Below are 13084 nucleotides of genomic sequence, written 5' to 3'. Positions count from 1 at the left end.
GGCTGTTGCGGTGACATAAGCAACGCATTCATACGTTCAGCGAGCGCGCCGATCGAGCCGGGACTGACGGGTCCGGAGGAACTCGCGCTCGGTCTCGTTGGTGGCCAGCGCTACGGCCTGGTCGTAGGCGGCGTGGGCCTCCTCGTCGCGGCCGAGGCGGGCCAGCAGTTCGGCGCGGGTGGCGGGAAGCCGGTGGTAGCCCGGCAGGTCGACGCCCTCCAGGGCGGCGAGGGCCATCGCCGGTCCGTGGACCTCGGCGACGGCGACCGCGCGGTTGAGCTCGACGATCGGGGTCGGCGCGAGCGCGAGGAGCTGGTCGTAGAGGGCCAGGACCTGCGACCAGTCGGTGGCGGCGCCGTCGGTGTGCACGGCGTTGATCGCCGCCTGGATCTGGTACGGGCCGGGCCGGTTGCGCCGCAGGCAGCGGCGGACCAGGTCGTGGCCCTCGCTGATGAGCGCCCGGTTCCACAGCGACCGGTCCTGGTCGGCCAGCAGCACGACCTCCCCGGCCGCGTCGAGCCGGGCGGGGCGGCGCGCCTCGGTCAGCAGCAGCAGGGCGAGCAGGCCGAGGACTTCGGGCTCGTCGGGCATCAGCGCGGCGAGCTCGCGGGCCAGCCGGATCGCCTCGGCGCACAGGTCCGTGCGGATCAGCGGCCCGGCGGTGGCGGCGTGGCCCTCGCTGAAGATCAGGTAGAGCACGGTGAGCACGGGCGGCAGCCGGTCCGGCAGCTCGTGCATGGCGGGCACCCGGTACGGGATCCCGGCGTCGCGGATCTTCTTCTTGGCGCGCACGATCCGCTGGGCGACGGTCGCCTCCGGCACCAGGTAGGCCCGGGCGATCTCCGGCACCTCGAGGCCGCCGAGCAGGCGGAGCGTGAGGGCGGCCCGCGCGTCGGGACCGAGCGCCGGGTGGCAGCAGGTGAAGATGAGTCGCAGCTGGTCGTCTCGCACCGGTCCCACCTCCTGGGGCTCGTCGGGCTGGTGCAGCAGCAGGGCCTCGGCGTGCCGGGCCTCCCGGGTCGACTCACGGCGCAGCCGGTCGACGGCCCGGTTCCGGGCGGTGGTCACGATCCAGGCGCCCGGATTCGGCGGCGGCGTCTGCCACTTCTCCAGCGCGGTGGTGAAGGCGTCCTGGACCGCCTCCTCAGCGAGGTTGATGTCGCCGAGGAGGCGCGCCAGGGTGGCGACGCAGCGGCCGTACTCCGCGCGGTAGATGCCCGCGAGATCCATGGTTCCGTTCAGCCCTGGGACAGCTCGTCGAAGGGCCGCACCTCGATCGGGCCGCAGGCCGCCGCGCACTTCTCGGCCCACGACAGCGCCTCGTCCAGATCCGCGCACCGGATGACCCAGAACCCGGCGAGGTGCTCCCTCGTCTCGGCGAACGGCCCGTCGGTCATGCTGGTCGCGCCGTTCTCGACCCGGACGACGGTGGCGCTGTCCTGCGGCAGCAGCCCCCCGCCGAACACCCAGGTGCCCGCGGCCCGCATCTCCCCTTCGATCTGCTCGTTCAGCCGGAACATGGTCTGCATCTCGTCGTCGGTCATCTCCGGCGCGCCCTCGACGCTGTGCACGGCCAGCATGTACTGCTTCATGACGGCTCCTCCAAGAGCTCGATGTCAGGCGGACAGGCGACGCGCGAGCGCGGGGATCACGATGGCGGCCGCGACGAGGTGCGTCACCATCAGCAGCGCCTTCGTGGCCGGCGCGGCGTCGGCGATTGCGTCCGGCACCAGCGACAGGGCGGTCAGCACCAGCGTGGTGCGGACGAACAGGCGCCGCGGACGCCGGGCGAACCGGGACATCACCGCCGCCATGACCACGCCGACCAGCGAGAAGACGGCGGTCAGCGTGCCGAACCCGGAGGGCGGGATCGGGGCGCCGGCCATGTCGAGGCTGATACCGGCCGCATCGCCGGCCGCCGCGACGGCCGTGGTCGCGACGCTCGCGGCGACGGTCGCGATGACGCCGGTCCCGATCAGCTTACCGACGGTCGAGGTGGCGGCGCGGGGCGTGTGCACGGTGGTGGTCATGAGGTCCTCCAGCGGGTGCGTGGCCCGGTCCGTTGCCGGGCTCTCACCAGGGCTACGAACCGGACCACGCCCAATCGACACACCCGCCAAAATTTTTCCGACCGTCCGGTCAGGTCGGCCGGCGGCGCAGCCACCACAGTGTGGCGGCGACGAACGCGGCGGCCAGCGCGACGAGCCAGGACGCGTCCAGGCTCTGGAACGCCCAGAAACGGGAGCCCGGCTCGTACAGCATCCAGGTCGTGTAGTCGGCGCGGCTCCAGGTGCGGTCTCCGGCGTGCAGCGCGACGACGGCGTTCCACTCCGCGTCCGACAGGCGGTGTCCGGCGGCGTCGACCTGCCAGCTGTCCACGACCCACGGCTGGCCGCCGTGGCCGAGGCCGGTGGTGGCGGCCGCGGCCAGGATCGGGGCGGCGTAGTGCGGGCGCAGCAGCTGCCAGTCGGTGAAGAACACGGCGACCCAGGCGGCGCCGGTGACGAACATCGCCAGCACGGTGCGGCGCAGCACGGCGCCGGCGAGCAGGCCGAGGGCGAAGCAGAACAGGGTGGCGGCGGCGAGGTAGACGCCGTCGGCGTGATACGGCCACGGCGCCAGCCGGTCCTTGACGACGACGATCGGGGTGTACCACCAATGAAAGAATGCGCTGAAGGCGAGCGTGGCAACGAGCAGCGCGCCGCCGAGGAGGCCGACCTTGGCCAGCAGCAGCCGGCGCGGCGTGACCGCCTGCGTCCAGGCGAAGCGGAACGTGCCGGACTCGTATTCGCGGGCCAGCAGCGGCGCCCCGACGAACATGCCGAGCAGGCCGGGCAGCAGCGCGAGGAACTGCGTCCACAGCCCCCAGCGCTGCGCCTGCTCCGCAAACGCGTTGAGCTGGGCGGCGCTGCAGGCGGATCCGCAGGCGTCGAGGCCGAGCTGGTGGTACGACATCCGGATTTTGCCGCCCGTGTACACCAGGAGCGCGGCCAGCACCAGCAGCACCCCGGCGCTGGTGAGCAGCGCGGTGCGGTGCAGCCGCCACGTGGGCCACAGGGCGCGCGGGCGGCTCATCGGGTCACCAGCTCGCGCGGGCCGGGCAGCGCCGAGGCGTCCGAACGCAGGTAGGCCAGCACGAGCTCGTCGAGCGTGACCGGCCGGCGCTGCCATCCGGGCGGTGGCCCCGGCGACGGCTGCCGGGTGCGCACGACGAGGTGGGCCTGCGCGGCCCCCGTCACCCGCGACACCACCTGGTGGGTGATCTCGCCGGCGCGGTCGACCGGGCCGGTCAGCAGCTGGTGGTGCTCGAGCAGGTCATCGACGTCGCCGGCCAGCTGGACGGCGCCGTCGCGCAGCACGACGAGGTAGTCGCAGGCCCGCTCGAGCTCGGCGAGGTCGTGCGAGGAGAACAGCACCGAAATCTCGTGCTCGGCAACGGCGCCGAGCAGTGCCGCGAGGAACTCGTGCCGCGCGAGCGGGTCGAGGCGGGCCAGCGGCTCGTCGAGCAGCAGCAGCTCCGGCCGCTTGCCCAGCGCGAGGGCGAGGGCGACCTGGGCCTGCTGGCCGCCGGACAGCGCGGCGAACCGGCGCCGCGGCGACAGGCCGAGCGCCTCGATGCGGCCCCAGGCGGCCGCGGCGTCCCACCGGGTGTTGAGGTGCTCGCCGAGGCGCAGCAGCTCCCGGATGGTCAGCGCCGGGTAGAGCGCGGCGTGCTGGTCGACGAAGCCGACCCGGTCGCGGCGGGCGCCCGGCTCGGCGCCGAGGACCTCGATGCGCCCGGCGGCCGGCCGGCGCAGCCCGATCGCCAGCTCGAGCAGCGAGGTCTTGCCGGCGCCGTTGGGCCCGACGAGCGCGGCCACGCGGCCGGCCGGAACGGCCAGGGTGCAGTCGTCGAGGGCGACCGTGCGGCCGTACCGCTGGGTGAGCCGGAACGTCTCGACGGCGTTCATGCCGCACCCGCCCGGCCCGGCCGCGGCGGCTGCGCGGCCGGGACGGCCCCCGCCTCCTCGTGCAGCACGCTGGCGACGAGGGCACTGATACCGCCGCGGTCCAGGCCGGCGGCCCGGGCCGCGCGGACCCAGGCGACGAGCTGGCGGCGCAGGGCCGCCTGCCCGGCGAGGTCGACCACGGGCAGCGTGCCGCGCACGAACGTGCCGACGCCCTGCTGCGTGGACACCACGCCGCGGGTGGTCAGCTCGCGGTACGCCTTCTGCACGGTGTTGGGGTTGATCGCCAGGGTCTCGACGACGTCCTTGATGCGCGGCAGGCGGTCCCCGTCGCGCAGCACGCCCAGCCGCATCGCCTGCTCGACCTGCTGCACGAGCTGCAGGTAGGTCGGCACGCCGGAACCCGGATCGAGCACGAACCGGACACGACTCTCGACCTCTTTATCTAGTTCCATAGTAAAAGCATAAAAGTTGGCACCGCGGCCGTCAACGGATCCGGGCGTGACCGGCCGGAGCGGGCGCTGGTCGCGTCCGGTTGCTTCCGGTGGCGGTCACGATCCGATAGGTTCGTTGCGGAGTGCCGGGAAGTCTGGTCGGCGTGTGTGTTCACCGTGCCGATCGACAGGACCCGTATGACCCTGCTGCTGTGCTTCGCCGCGACGTTGTTGCTGGCGGTTCTGCTGTCCGCGCTCGCGCACCGGACCGTGTTGTCCACGGCCGTGGTGGTCCTGGCGGCCGGGTTCGTGCTCGGTGACGGTGTGACCGGCGTCGTGCACGTGACCGCCGGGTCGCCGGTGGTCACGTCCCTGGCGGAGCTGGCGCTGTTCGCGGTGCTGTTCACCGACGGCATGCGGGTCGGCTGGGCCGACCTGCGCAGCGCGTGGCGGCTGCCGGGCCGGGCGCTGGGCTGGGGCCTGCCGCTGACGCTGCTGATCACCGCGGTGGTCGCGCACTTCGTGGCCGGGCTGGGCTGGCCGGAGTCGCTGCTGATCGGGGCGATCCTGGCGCCGACGGACCCGGTGTTCGCGGCCGCCCTGGTCGGCAACGACAAGGTGCCGGCCCGGCTGCGGCACCTGCTCAACGTCGAGTCAGGCGTGAACGACGGCCTCGCGCTGCCGTTCGTCGTGGTCCTGCTCGCCGTCACGGCGGGCTCGCACGAGCTGCACCTGGGTGAGATCGGACTGGAGCTGGTCGGCGGGATCGCGCTCGGGGTGGTGGTGCCGTGGGCGGCGATCCGCCTCGAGCGGACCCGGCTGTTCGCGGTGTCGGAGCAGTACCTGCCGCTCAACGCGGTGGCGATCGGCCTGCTGGTGCTGGCCCTGGGCAAGGTGACGCACGCGAACCTGTTCCTGGCCGCGTTCGCCGCCGGGATCACCGTGGCCACGATCGGCCGGCGGGAGCGTGAGGCGTTCGAGCACTTCGGCGAGCTGGTTGCGGAGATCTTCAAGCTCGCGGCGCTGCTGGTCTTCGGGGCGCTGCTGACGCCCGGCCTGTTCGGCAGGATCGGCTGGGCCGGGTGGGTGTTCGTGGTCCTGGCCCTGGTGCTGGCCCGGCCGCTGGCGCTGTGGGTGTCGTTCCTGCGCTCCGGCCTCGGCGTGCGGGAGCAGGCGGCCGCGATGTGGTTCGGGCCGAAGGGCTTCGCCTCGGTCGTCTACGGGCTGCTCGTGCTCGCCTCCGGCATCGGCGCCGCCGAGCAGGTCTTCGCCCTCGTCGCGGTCACGATCGTGCTGAGCATCGTCCTGCACTCCTCCACCGACATCGTCGTCGCCCGCGGCTTCGAGCCCCAGCTCATGCCCGCGTGGCAGCAGCGGCTCACGACCAAGGGACGGCAGCTGCTGCGCCGCTCGCCGGCCGAAGGGACCACGCCATGAAGGCCCGCGACCTCGCCGCCGAGTTTCCGGTCGTCCGGCCGGACACCCCCGCGCTCGAGGCCGCGCGGCTGCTGGCCGGGCAGGACCTGCCGGGGCTGATCGTGCTCGACGAGCGCGGCTACCCGTTCACGATCCTGGCCGGCACGCAGGTGCTGCGCATGGCGATCCCGCAGTACTGCCAGGACGACCCGGCCCTGGCGCGCGTCGTCGACGAGCCGGCCGCCGACCTGCTGCTGCGCGAGCTCGGCGACCGCACCGTGGCGCAGGCCCTGCCCGCGCAGCAGCGCGAGCTCGCCGTCGTCGCGCCGGACGCGACGGTGCTGGAGATCGCGGCGGTCATGGCCCGCACCCGCACCCCGCTCGTCGCCGTCGTCGACCGGGACCGGCGGCTGCTCGGCGCGATCACCCTCGACGCCCTGCTCGACCGGATGCTCGCCGCGTGAGCGTCACCGCCTGGGTCGCCGTCGCGGTCTTCGCCGCCGCCTACGTGCTCATCGCCACCGAGAAGATCCACCGGGTCGCCGCCGCGCTCGGCGGCGCCGTCGTCATGCTCGTCATCGGCGCCACCGACGCTGAGCACGCCTTCTTCTCCGCCGAGGCCGGCATCGACTGGAACGTCGTGTTCCTGCTGCTCGGCATGATGCTCATCGTCGCGGTCCTCAAACGCACCGGCGCGTTCGAGTACCTGGCGATCTGGGCGGTCAAACGCGCCCGCGGCCGGCCGTTCCCGGTCATGGTCATCCTCGTCACCGTCACGGCGGTCGCCTCGGCCATGCTCGACAACGTCACCACCGTGCTGCTCATCGCCCCGGTCACGTTCCTGGTCTGCCAGCGCCTCGCCGTCCCCGTCGCCCCGTATCTCATCGCGGAGGCGATGGCCAGCAACATCGGCGGCACCGCCACCCTGGTCGGCGACCCGCCGAACATCATCATCGGCAGCCGCGCCGGGCTGTCGTACAACGACTTCCTCAACCACCTCGCCCCGCTCATCGCCGTCCTCCTCGTCGTGTTCGTCGCCCTGTGCCGGGTGCTGTTCCGCTCGGCGTTTCGCCCCGACCCCGAACGGGCCGCCGCCGTGGTCGGGCTGCGGGAGCGCGACGCGATCCGCGACCCGCGGCTGCTCGTCGTCAGCCTCGCCGTCCTCGCCCTGGTCACGGCCGCGTTCGTGCTGCACTCGGTGGTCCACCTCGAGCCGTCCGTGGTCGCGATCGTGGGCGGCCTCGCGCTCCTGGCGTTCTCCCGGCTCGACGCCGGCGACGTGGTCAAGGACGTGGAGTGGCCGACCCTGGCGTTCTTCGCCGGGCTGTTCGTCATGGTCGGCGCCCTCGTGCACACCGGCGCCGTCGGCGCCCTGTCCCGCACCGTCGCCGACGCCGTCGCCGGCGACCCGCACCTGGCGGCCATGGGCCTGCTGGGGGGCTCCGCGGTGCTGTCGGCGATCGTCGACAACATCCCGTACGTGGCCACGATGAGCCCGATCGTCGCCGACCTCGCCGCCGCCGACGGCAGCGGCGGCGGGCCCCACGTGCTGTGGTGGGCCCTCGCCCTCGGCGCCGACCTCGGCGGCAACGCCACCGCCGTCGGTGCCTCGGCGAACGTCGTCATCCTCGGCCTCGCCGAACGGGCCGGGCACCGGATCAGCTTCTGGCAGTTCACCAAGTACGGCCTCGTCGCCGCCGCGGTCACCGTCGCCATCTCCGCGGCGTACCTGTGGCTGCGCTACCTCGCCTTCGCCTGACCGGCGGCTCAACCGGCCGGCGCGCGGACGAACGCGAGGAGGCGCCCGGCGACGGCCGGCCAGCCGGGCGAGCACCACACGAAGTGGCCGGCGGCCGGGCCGGCACGTCAGGCTCCCCGGGCGGTCACGGCCTCGTGCCGGGCCGGAGGCGGACTCGCGGGCCGGCGCCGGCGGGACCGCAGCAGCAGCGTGGCCGCGGCCGCCGAGGCGCACGAGGCGAGCAGGATCGCCAGCCGGGCGTGCTCGCCGGCCGGGGTGCCCGCGCCGAACGCGAGCTCGGCGATGAGCAGCGACACCGTGAACCCGATCCCCGACAGCAGACCCGCCACGGCCAGTTCGGGCCAGCCGAGCCCGCCCCTGCCGGCCGCGCCCGTCGCGCGCCGGGCCAGCCACGTCGCCGCCAGCACACCGGCCGGCTTACCGAGCACCAGCCCGGCCAGCACACCGAGGGCCACCGGGTCCCGCATCGCGGCGCCGAACGACGTGGCTCCCGTGAGGGGCACCCCGGCGGCGAAGAACGCGAAGACCGGCACCGCGAACCCGGCCGACACCGGCCGCCAGCGGTGCTCCAGCCGCGCCGCGACGTCGTCGCCGCTCGGGCGCACCGGCACCACGAATGCCAGCAGCACGCCGGCCACCGTGGCATGCACCCCCGACGCGTGCACGAACAGCCACACCACCGCCGCGAGCGGCCCGAGCAGCCACCGCCCGAGCCCGCCGCGGCGCGCCAGCCACCCGAACACCACCAGCGCCACCGCCGCGGCCAGCAGCGGCAGGACCGCCAGGGCGGCCGTGTACGCGACCGCGATGATGCCGATCGCGAGCAGGTCGTCGACCACGGCCAAGGTCAGCAGGAACGTGCGCAGTGCCGGCGGCACCCGGGAGCCGCCCAGTGCGAGCACCGCGAGCGCAAAGGCGATGTCGGTGGCCGTGGGCACCGCCCAACCCCGCAGGTCGCCGGCCGTGGCGTTGACGGCCGCATAGATCAGCGCCGGTACCGCCATCCCGCCGACCGCCGCCGCGACCGGCAGCACCGCCCGCCGCGGATCGCGCAGGTCTCCGGCGACGAGCTCGCGCTTGAGCTCCAACCCGGCGACGAAGAAGAACACGGCCAGCAGCCCGTCCGCGGCCCACGCCGCCAGCGTCAGGTCCAGATGCCACGCCGCCGGCCCGACCCGCAGGTCGCCGAGCCGCGCGTAGCCGCCGGCCCACGGCGAGTTCGCCCACCCGAACGCCACCACGGCCGCGGCGAGGAGCAACACCCCGCCGGCAGTCTCAGTACGCAAGGTCTCGGCGAAACGGCGCGACGGCACCCTCCGCATGGTCTGGCCGGACATGAGCATCCTCCCGGGGTCGATCGGCACCAACACGCCGACCAGACTTCCCGGCACACCAGTTCACGAGCCTACGCGACAGACCCACCCGGCGCGCGGCGCCGACAGCTCCCGGCTACCGCACCGGATGCCACAGCCCCGCGGAGACGCCGAGCACGCACAACGCCACCAACATCACCAGCGCGTCGTCGAGCAGGATCCCCGCCGGCATTCCGAGCGCCCCACCGGCGCTCGTACCGAGCGCCGCCCAGCGCCGGCCACGACCGATCGACGGTTCCCCGAGATCGCCCGGCATGACTGCCCCTCTCCCCCGAAGCGGGCCCAACCCCACCCTCCCCAGCCGTTGTGACGAAGAGTCCAAGAAGCCATGACGAACCGACGACATCGCCGACCAACCCCGGGGTGACCGACGGTTGCTCTTAGGCAATCTTTAATCGGTTCCCCGGATGCTCACAGGAACCCGGCCGATGGTTGCGGTCATGACGACGACGAGCATCGCCCGACCCGCCGCGCCCGCCGCCCCCGCGGCCGCGCGCCCGGCGCCGCGGTGGTGGGCCGACGCCGGCGGCGCGGTCGCCTGGGTGAGCCTGCTGGCGGTCACCGCGCTGTGGGTCGCCAACCGCGGGCTGCAGGACGCCGCCGGGTCCTGGCCCGACGCGACGACCTCGCTCGGGCGCCTCACCGGGCTGCTCGCCTCCGACCTGCTGTTGCTGCAGGTACTGCTGATGGCCCGGGTACCGCTGATGGAGCGCGCGTTCGGCCAGGACCGCCTCGCCCGCTGGCACCGCTGGACCGGCTTCACCTCGTTCCACCTGATGGTCGCGCACATCGTGCTCATCACCATCGGCTACGCCGGCGCCGCGCACGTCGACGTGCCCGGCGAGCTGTGGGACCTCGTCGTCGACTACCCCGGCATGCTGCTGGCCACCGCCGGCACGGCAGCCCTGGTCATGGTCGTCGTGACCTCGATGAAGAGGGCCCGCCGCCGGCTGCGCTACGAGTCCTGGCACCTGCTGCACCTGTACGCGTACCTCGGCGTCGGCCTCGCCCTGCCGCACCAGATCTGGACCGGCACCGACTTCGTCAACTCGCCGTGGTCGCGGGCCTACTGGTGGACGCTGTACGCGGCCGCCGCCGGCGCCGTCATCGTCTACCGCCTCGGCGTGCCCGCCGGGCGCAACTGGCGCCACCGCCTGGTCGTCGACCGGATTGTCCCCGAGGGCCCGGGCCTGACCTCCGTCTACCTGCGCGGCCGCGACCTGGACCGGCTCCCCGCCCGCGCCGGGCAGTTCTTCCAATGGCGCTTCCTCGACGGCCCGGGCTGGTCCCGCGCCCACCCCTACTCGCTGTCCGCGACCCCCCACACCGGCGTACTGCGCATCACCGTCAAGGACCTCGGCGACGGCAGCGCCCGCGTCGCAAGCCTCCGCCCCGGCACCCGCGCGCTCATCGAGGGCCCGTACGGCAAGCTCACCGGCGAGCACTACCGCGGCGGCCCGGTCGTCATGCTGGCCTGCGGCATCGGCGTCACCCCGCTGCTGGCCCTGCTCGGCGAGCTGCGCTACGCCCCGGGACAGGCGACCCTGGTCTACCGGGCGCGCAGCGAGGCCGAGGTCGCCTTCCGCGACGAGATCGACTGGCTGGCCCGGCAGCGTGGCGTGCGGGTGGTGTACCTCACCGGCCCCCGCGCCCGCGAAGCCTCGTGGCTGCCGGCCTCCGCCGCCGCCTGGACCGACGCCCAGGCGCTGCGCCGGCTCGTGCCGCACATCGCCGCCGCCGACGTGTACCTCTGCGGCCCCGACGCCTGGACCGCGGCCGCCTCCGCCGCGGCCCGCGCCGCCGGCGCCTCCCCCGAGCACATCCACACCGAACAGTTCGCCTGGTAGGAGTCACCGTTGCGACGCATCACCTTCTGGCTGTTATCCACCCTCGCCGCCCTCGCGCTGGTGTTCAGCTACCGCACGAGCCTCGGCTCGACCGCCCCCGCCCCCGCCACCACCGCCGTCGGCACGGCCGGCGCCGCCGGCACATCGGGCAACGGCACCACCTACCAAGGTTCGGCGGCCTCGACGCGGTGGGGCGACGTACAGGTCTCGATCACCGTCGCCGACGGAAAGATCACCGCTGTGTCGGTGCCGGTCTATCCGAACGAGAACGGCAAGGACCAGCAGATCAACGCCCGCGCCCTGCCGATCCTGGTCCAGGAGACCATCGCCGCGCAGAACGCCGACATCGACACCGTGTCGGGCGCGACCGTGACCAGCAACGGCTACAAGGAGTCGCTGCAGGCCGCCCTCGACGCCGCCCACCTGTCGTGAACGCCGCCACCCTCCCCCGCCGCGCCTGGGTCGAGCAGATCATGGGCCTGCCGGTGAGCATCCACGTGCGCGGCGACGAGCCCGCCGGCGCCGACGTCGAGTCCCGGGTCGCGGCCGCGTTCGCCGACCTGCGCCGCGCCGACGCGATGTTCAGCCCGTACCGCGACGACAGCGACCTCGCCCGCTGGGAGCGCGGCGAGCCGGTCACCGACCCGGCGTTCGCCGAGGTACTCGCGCTGTGCGAGGAGGCCCGCGAGCGCACCGGCGGCTGGTTCGACCCGCGCGGCCTGCCCGACCCGCGCACCGGCGCGCCCCGGTTCGACCCGTCCGGCCTGGTGAAGGGCTGGGCCGTGCAGCGGGCCGCCGGACATTTGCAGACCCTGCGGCGGTACTCCTGGTGCCTCAACGCCGGCGGAGACGTCCTCGTCCACGCCGAGGAGGACCACCCGGCGTGGCGGGTCGGCATCGAGCACCCCGACGACCCGTCCCGCCTGCTGCACGTCCTCGAGCGCCGCGGCGGCGCGGTCGCCACCTCCGGCACCGCCCACCGCGGCCGCCACATCATGGACCCGAAGACCGGCCGCCCGGCCACGGCGGTCCGCTCGGTCACCGTCACCGGCCCGCGGCTGCTGTGGGCCGACGTGTACGCCACCGCCGCGGCCGCCCGCGGCCCCCGCTCGCTGGCCTGGCTGGAAACCCTCGACGACCACGACGCGCTGCTGCTCACCGCCTCGGGCCTCGCCCAGGTCACATCCGGCTGGCCGGCGCCGTCGCCGCCGGCCACGGGTGACTGACCGCCGGCGTGGCGGCAGGCACCCGGGCGAAGAGGTGACCCACAAGCGCGACACCCACGCCGAGGAGCACGGTCAGCACCGGGGCTGACGCGTCGGTGTCGGCGGCGTTGACCGGCGGGTCGGCCGCGATTCTGGTCATTGCCTCCCCGGCCAGCACGCTGCCGACGAATGCGGCCACGATCGCCACGGGGGCGGCCACGAGGCAGGCCACCGCCGCGCGGGCCAGCCGGGCGACCGGCAGCGGACGGGCCGACAGCCCCAGCAGGGCCGCGGCGACAAGCGTGACGACGAGCGCCGCGGCCGCCGCGAGGTCGTCGGAGCCGATCACGTACGAGGCGAACCAGAAGGTGAACGGCGCCGCGACCAGCATCGCCGCGCAGCCGGCCGCGATCAGGCGGCGGCCTCTGGTCAGCCGCGGCGCGAGCAGGGCGAGCACGACGGCGGCGAACAGCACCGCGAGGCCGCCCCGCAGCCACGCGACGCCCTGACTGAGCGCCTCGCTCGGCACGCGCGCGACCGATTCGCCCGACGGCAGGGTGACGTCGTGGTCCAGGTCGTTGCCGAGCACCCCGACCGTCAGCGCGGTCACCAAGGCGCCGACGACGGCCAGGTGCCGGACCAGCTCGCCGTCGCGTTCCCCGGCCGACCACCACCACGCGGCGCCGGCGGTGACGGCGAAGCCGCCGGCCGCGACGGCGCCCAGCGACCACGCGGCCGCGCCGCCGGACACGTCGACCCGGTCCAGCCAGAGGTCGGCGCCGGACCAGATCGCAGCCAGGGTGCCGCCGGCGGTGACCGCCGACCGGCGCGGCCCGGCGATGAGCAGCACCCCGGCGAACGCCAGCAGGATCGCCCACTGCCGCTCGTCGCGCGGCCAGTAGGTGCCGTTCTCCGCCGACGTCAGGCCGCCCGGCAGGTCGGGCGGCTCCATGAACGGCTGGTAGACCGCCAGGCTCACCGCCCACACTGCAGCGCCGGTGAACCCGGCCAGCACACCCGCGACCGTGATCCACAGCGTCCGGAACCGGCCCTCATGACGATTGATCTCCACACAGGGGACACGCCTGGACCGGGCCCGCGGT

At 74.2% G+C, this 13084-nt stretch carries 15 protein-coding genes; 6 read left to right on the top strand and 9 right to left on the bottom strand.

Annotation, left to right across the window (positions count from 1 at the left end; all coding sequences use genetic code 11):
* Positions 1 to 36 precede the first annotated feature (36 nt).
* The 6 genes from ACQEVU_RS18655 to ACQEVU_RS18630 all read right to left on the bottom strand — a co-directional run bounded on the left by ACQEVU_RS18655 (position 37) and on the right by ACQEVU_RS18630 (position 4402).
* Positions 37 to 1230: an RNA polymerase sigma factor gene (locus tag ACQEVU_RS18655; RefSeq protein ID WP_433325126.1), complete on the bottom strand. Its 1194-nt coding sequence runs from the start codon at positions 1228 to 1230 to the stop codon at positions 37 to 39.
* Positions 1231 to 1238: 8 nt separating this feature from the next.
* Complete coding sequence (locus ACQEVU_RS18650; protein WP_433325124.1) at positions 1239 to 1592, bottom strand: YciI family protein; 354 nt, start codon at positions 1590 to 1592, stop codon at positions 1239 to 1241.
* 24 nt (positions 1593 to 1616) lie between these two features.
* Entirely contained in the window at positions 1617 to 2030 is a 414-nt protein-coding gene (locus ACQEVU_RS18645; RefSeq protein ID WP_433325122.1) for a DUF6069 family protein, read from the bottom strand.
* A gap of 109 nt (positions 2031 to 2139) precedes the next feature.
* On the bottom strand, positions 2140 to 3075 hold the full coding sequence (locus ACQEVU_RS18640; RefSeq protein WP_433325120.1) for an ABC transporter permease: 936 nt from the start codon (positions 3073 to 3075) through the stop codon (positions 2140 to 2142).
* Positions 3072 to 3950 (bottom strand): ATP-binding cassette domain-containing protein, encoded by an 879-nt coding sequence (locus ACQEVU_RS18635; RefSeq protein ID WP_433325118.1) that lies wholly within the window; start codon positions 3948 to 3950, stop codon positions 3072 to 3074. The genes ACQEVU_RS18640 and ACQEVU_RS18635 overlap by 4 nt, the downstream gene beginning before the upstream one ends.
* Complete coding sequence (locus tag ACQEVU_RS18630) at positions 3947 to 4402, bottom strand: GntR family transcriptional regulator (RefSeq protein ID WP_433325116.1); 456 nt, start codon at positions 4400 to 4402, stop codon at positions 3947 to 3949. The genes ACQEVU_RS18635 and ACQEVU_RS18630 overlap by 4 nt, the downstream gene beginning before the upstream one ends.
* Positions 4403 to 4579: 177 nt before the next feature.
* On the opposite strand from ACQEVU_RS18630, the gene ACQEVU_RS18625 reads away from it, so the two are divergent.
* Genes ACQEVU_RS18625 through ACQEVU_RS18615 form a run of 3 tightly spaced genes read left to right on the top strand, consistent with a single transcriptional unit; the run spans position 4580 to position 7556 of the window.
* Positions 4580 to 5818, top strand: coding sequence for a cation:proton antiporter (locus ACQEVU_RS18625; protein WP_433325114.1), 1239 nt, complete (start codon positions 4580 to 4582; stop codon positions 5816 to 5818).
* Positions 5815 to 6261 carry a CBS domain-containing protein gene (locus ACQEVU_RS18620; protein WP_433325112.1) on the top strand — a complete coding sequence of 149 codons (447 nt, stop codon included), beginning with the start codon at positions 5815 to 5817 and terminating at the stop codon, positions 6259 to 6261. Before ACQEVU_RS18625 ends, ACQEVU_RS18620 begins: the two co-directional genes overlap by 4 nt.
* Positions 6258 to 7556 carry an ArsB/NhaD family transporter gene (locus ACQEVU_RS18615; protein WP_433325110.1) on the top strand — a complete coding sequence of 433 codons (1299 nt, stop codon included), beginning with the start codon at positions 6258 to 6260 and terminating at the stop codon, positions 7554 to 7556. Before ACQEVU_RS18620 ends, ACQEVU_RS18615 begins: the two co-directional genes overlap by 4 nt.
* A gap of 107 nt (positions 7557 to 7663) precedes the next feature.
* Here ACQEVU_RS18615 and nhaA read toward each other — a convergent pair whose 3' ends face one another.
* Positions 7664 to 8878: a Na+/H+ antiporter NhaA gene (gene nhaA / locus ACQEVU_RS18610; protein WP_433334984.1), complete on the bottom strand. Its 1215-nt coding sequence runs from the start codon at positions 8876 to 8878 to the stop codon at positions 7664 to 7666.
* Between the two features lie 127 nt (positions 8879 to 9005).
* Positions 9006 to 9185: a hypothetical protein gene (locus ACQEVU_RS18605; protein WP_433325108.1), complete on the bottom strand. Its 180-nt coding sequence runs from the start codon at positions 9183 to 9185 to the stop codon at positions 9006 to 9008.
* A gap of 184 nt (positions 9186 to 9369) precedes the next feature.
* Between ACQEVU_RS18605 and ACQEVU_RS18600 the strand changes: the two genes are divergently transcribed.
* From ACQEVU_RS18600 to ACQEVU_RS18590, 3 genes are read left to right on the top strand one after another with little or no spacing between them, the layout of a single operon-like run.
* Complete coding sequence (locus ACQEVU_RS18600) at positions 9370 to 10776, top strand: ferredoxin reductase family protein (protein ID WP_433325106.1); 1407 nt, start codon at positions 9370 to 9372, stop codon at positions 10774 to 10776.
* 9 nt (positions 10777 to 10785) lie between these two features.
* Positions 10786 to 11208 carry an FMN-binding protein gene (locus ACQEVU_RS18595; RefSeq protein WP_433325104.1) on the top strand — a complete coding sequence of 141 codons (423 nt, stop codon included), beginning with the start codon at positions 10786 to 10788 and terminating at the stop codon, positions 11206 to 11208.
* Positions 11205 to 12002: an FAD:protein FMN transferase gene (locus ACQEVU_RS18590; protein ID WP_433325102.1), complete on the top strand. Its 798-nt coding sequence runs from the start codon at positions 11205 to 11207 to the stop codon at positions 12000 to 12002. The genes ACQEVU_RS18595 and ACQEVU_RS18590 overlap by 4 nt, the downstream gene beginning before the upstream one ends.
* Here ACQEVU_RS18590 and ACQEVU_RS18585 read toward each other — a convergent pair.
* Positions 11956 to 13053 (bottom strand): hypothetical protein, encoded by a 1098-nt coding sequence (locus ACQEVU_RS18585; RefSeq protein WP_433325100.1) that lies wholly within the window; start codon positions 13051 to 13053, stop codon positions 11956 to 11958. The genes ACQEVU_RS18590 and ACQEVU_RS18585 overlap by 47 nt on opposite strands.
* Positions 13054 to 13084 lie beyond the last annotated feature (31 nt).

This window comes from Dactylosporangium sp. CA-139066 (genome assembly GCF_050936175.1).
In the GTDB taxonomy this organism is placed as follows: Bacteria; Actinomycetota; Actinomycetes; order Mycobacteriales; family Micromonosporaceae; genus Dactylosporangium.
Note: the sequence above shows the minus strand (reverse complement) of the source record. Positions and strands in the feature narration are given on the sequence as shown.

Coding starts and splice junctions, on each gene's coding strand:
- ACQEVU_RS18635 (WP_433325118.1), bottom strand. CDS start 3,950: ATGAACGCCGTCGAGACGTTCCGGCTCACCCAGCGGTACGGCCGCACG.
- ACQEVU_RS18620 (WP_433325112.1), top strand. CDS start 5,815: ATGAAGGCCCGCGACCTCGCCGCCGAGTTTCCGGTCGTCCGGCCGGAC.
- ACQEVU_RS18645 (WP_433325122.1), bottom strand. CDS start 2,030: ATGACCACCACCGTGCACACGCCCCGCGCCGCCACCTCGACCGTCGGT.
- ACQEVU_RS18630 (WP_433325116.1), bottom strand. CDS start 4,402: ATGGAACTAGATAAAGAGGTCGAGAGTCGTGTCCGGTTCGTGCTCGAT.
- ACQEVU_RS18640 (WP_433325120.1), bottom strand. CDS start 3,075: ATGAGCCGCCCGCGCGCCCTGTGGCCCACGTGGCGGCTGCACCGCACC.
- ACQEVU_RS18655 (WP_433325126.1), bottom strand. CDS start 1,230: ATGGATCTCGCGGGCATCTACCGCGCGGAGTACGGCCGCTGCGTCGCC.
- ACQEVU_RS18605 (WP_433325108.1), bottom strand. CDS start 9,185: ATGCCGGGCGATCTCGGGGAACCGTCGATCGGTCGTGGCCGGCGCTGG.
- ACQEVU_RS18650 (WP_433325124.1), bottom strand. CDS start 1,592: ATGAAGCAGTACATGCTGGCCGTGCACAGCGTCGAGGGCGCGCCGGAG.
- nhaA (WP_433334984.1), bottom strand. CDS start 8,878: ATGCGGAGGGTGCCGTCGCGCCGTTTCGCCGAGACCTTGCGTACTGAG.
- ACQEVU_RS18625 (WP_433325114.1), top strand. CDS start 4,580: ATGACCCTGCTGCTGTGCTTCGCCGCGACGTTGTTGCTGGCGGTTCTG.
- ACQEVU_RS18600 (WP_433325106.1), top strand. CDS start 9,370: ATGACGACGACGAGCATCGCCCGACCCGCCGCGCCCGCCGCCCCCGCG.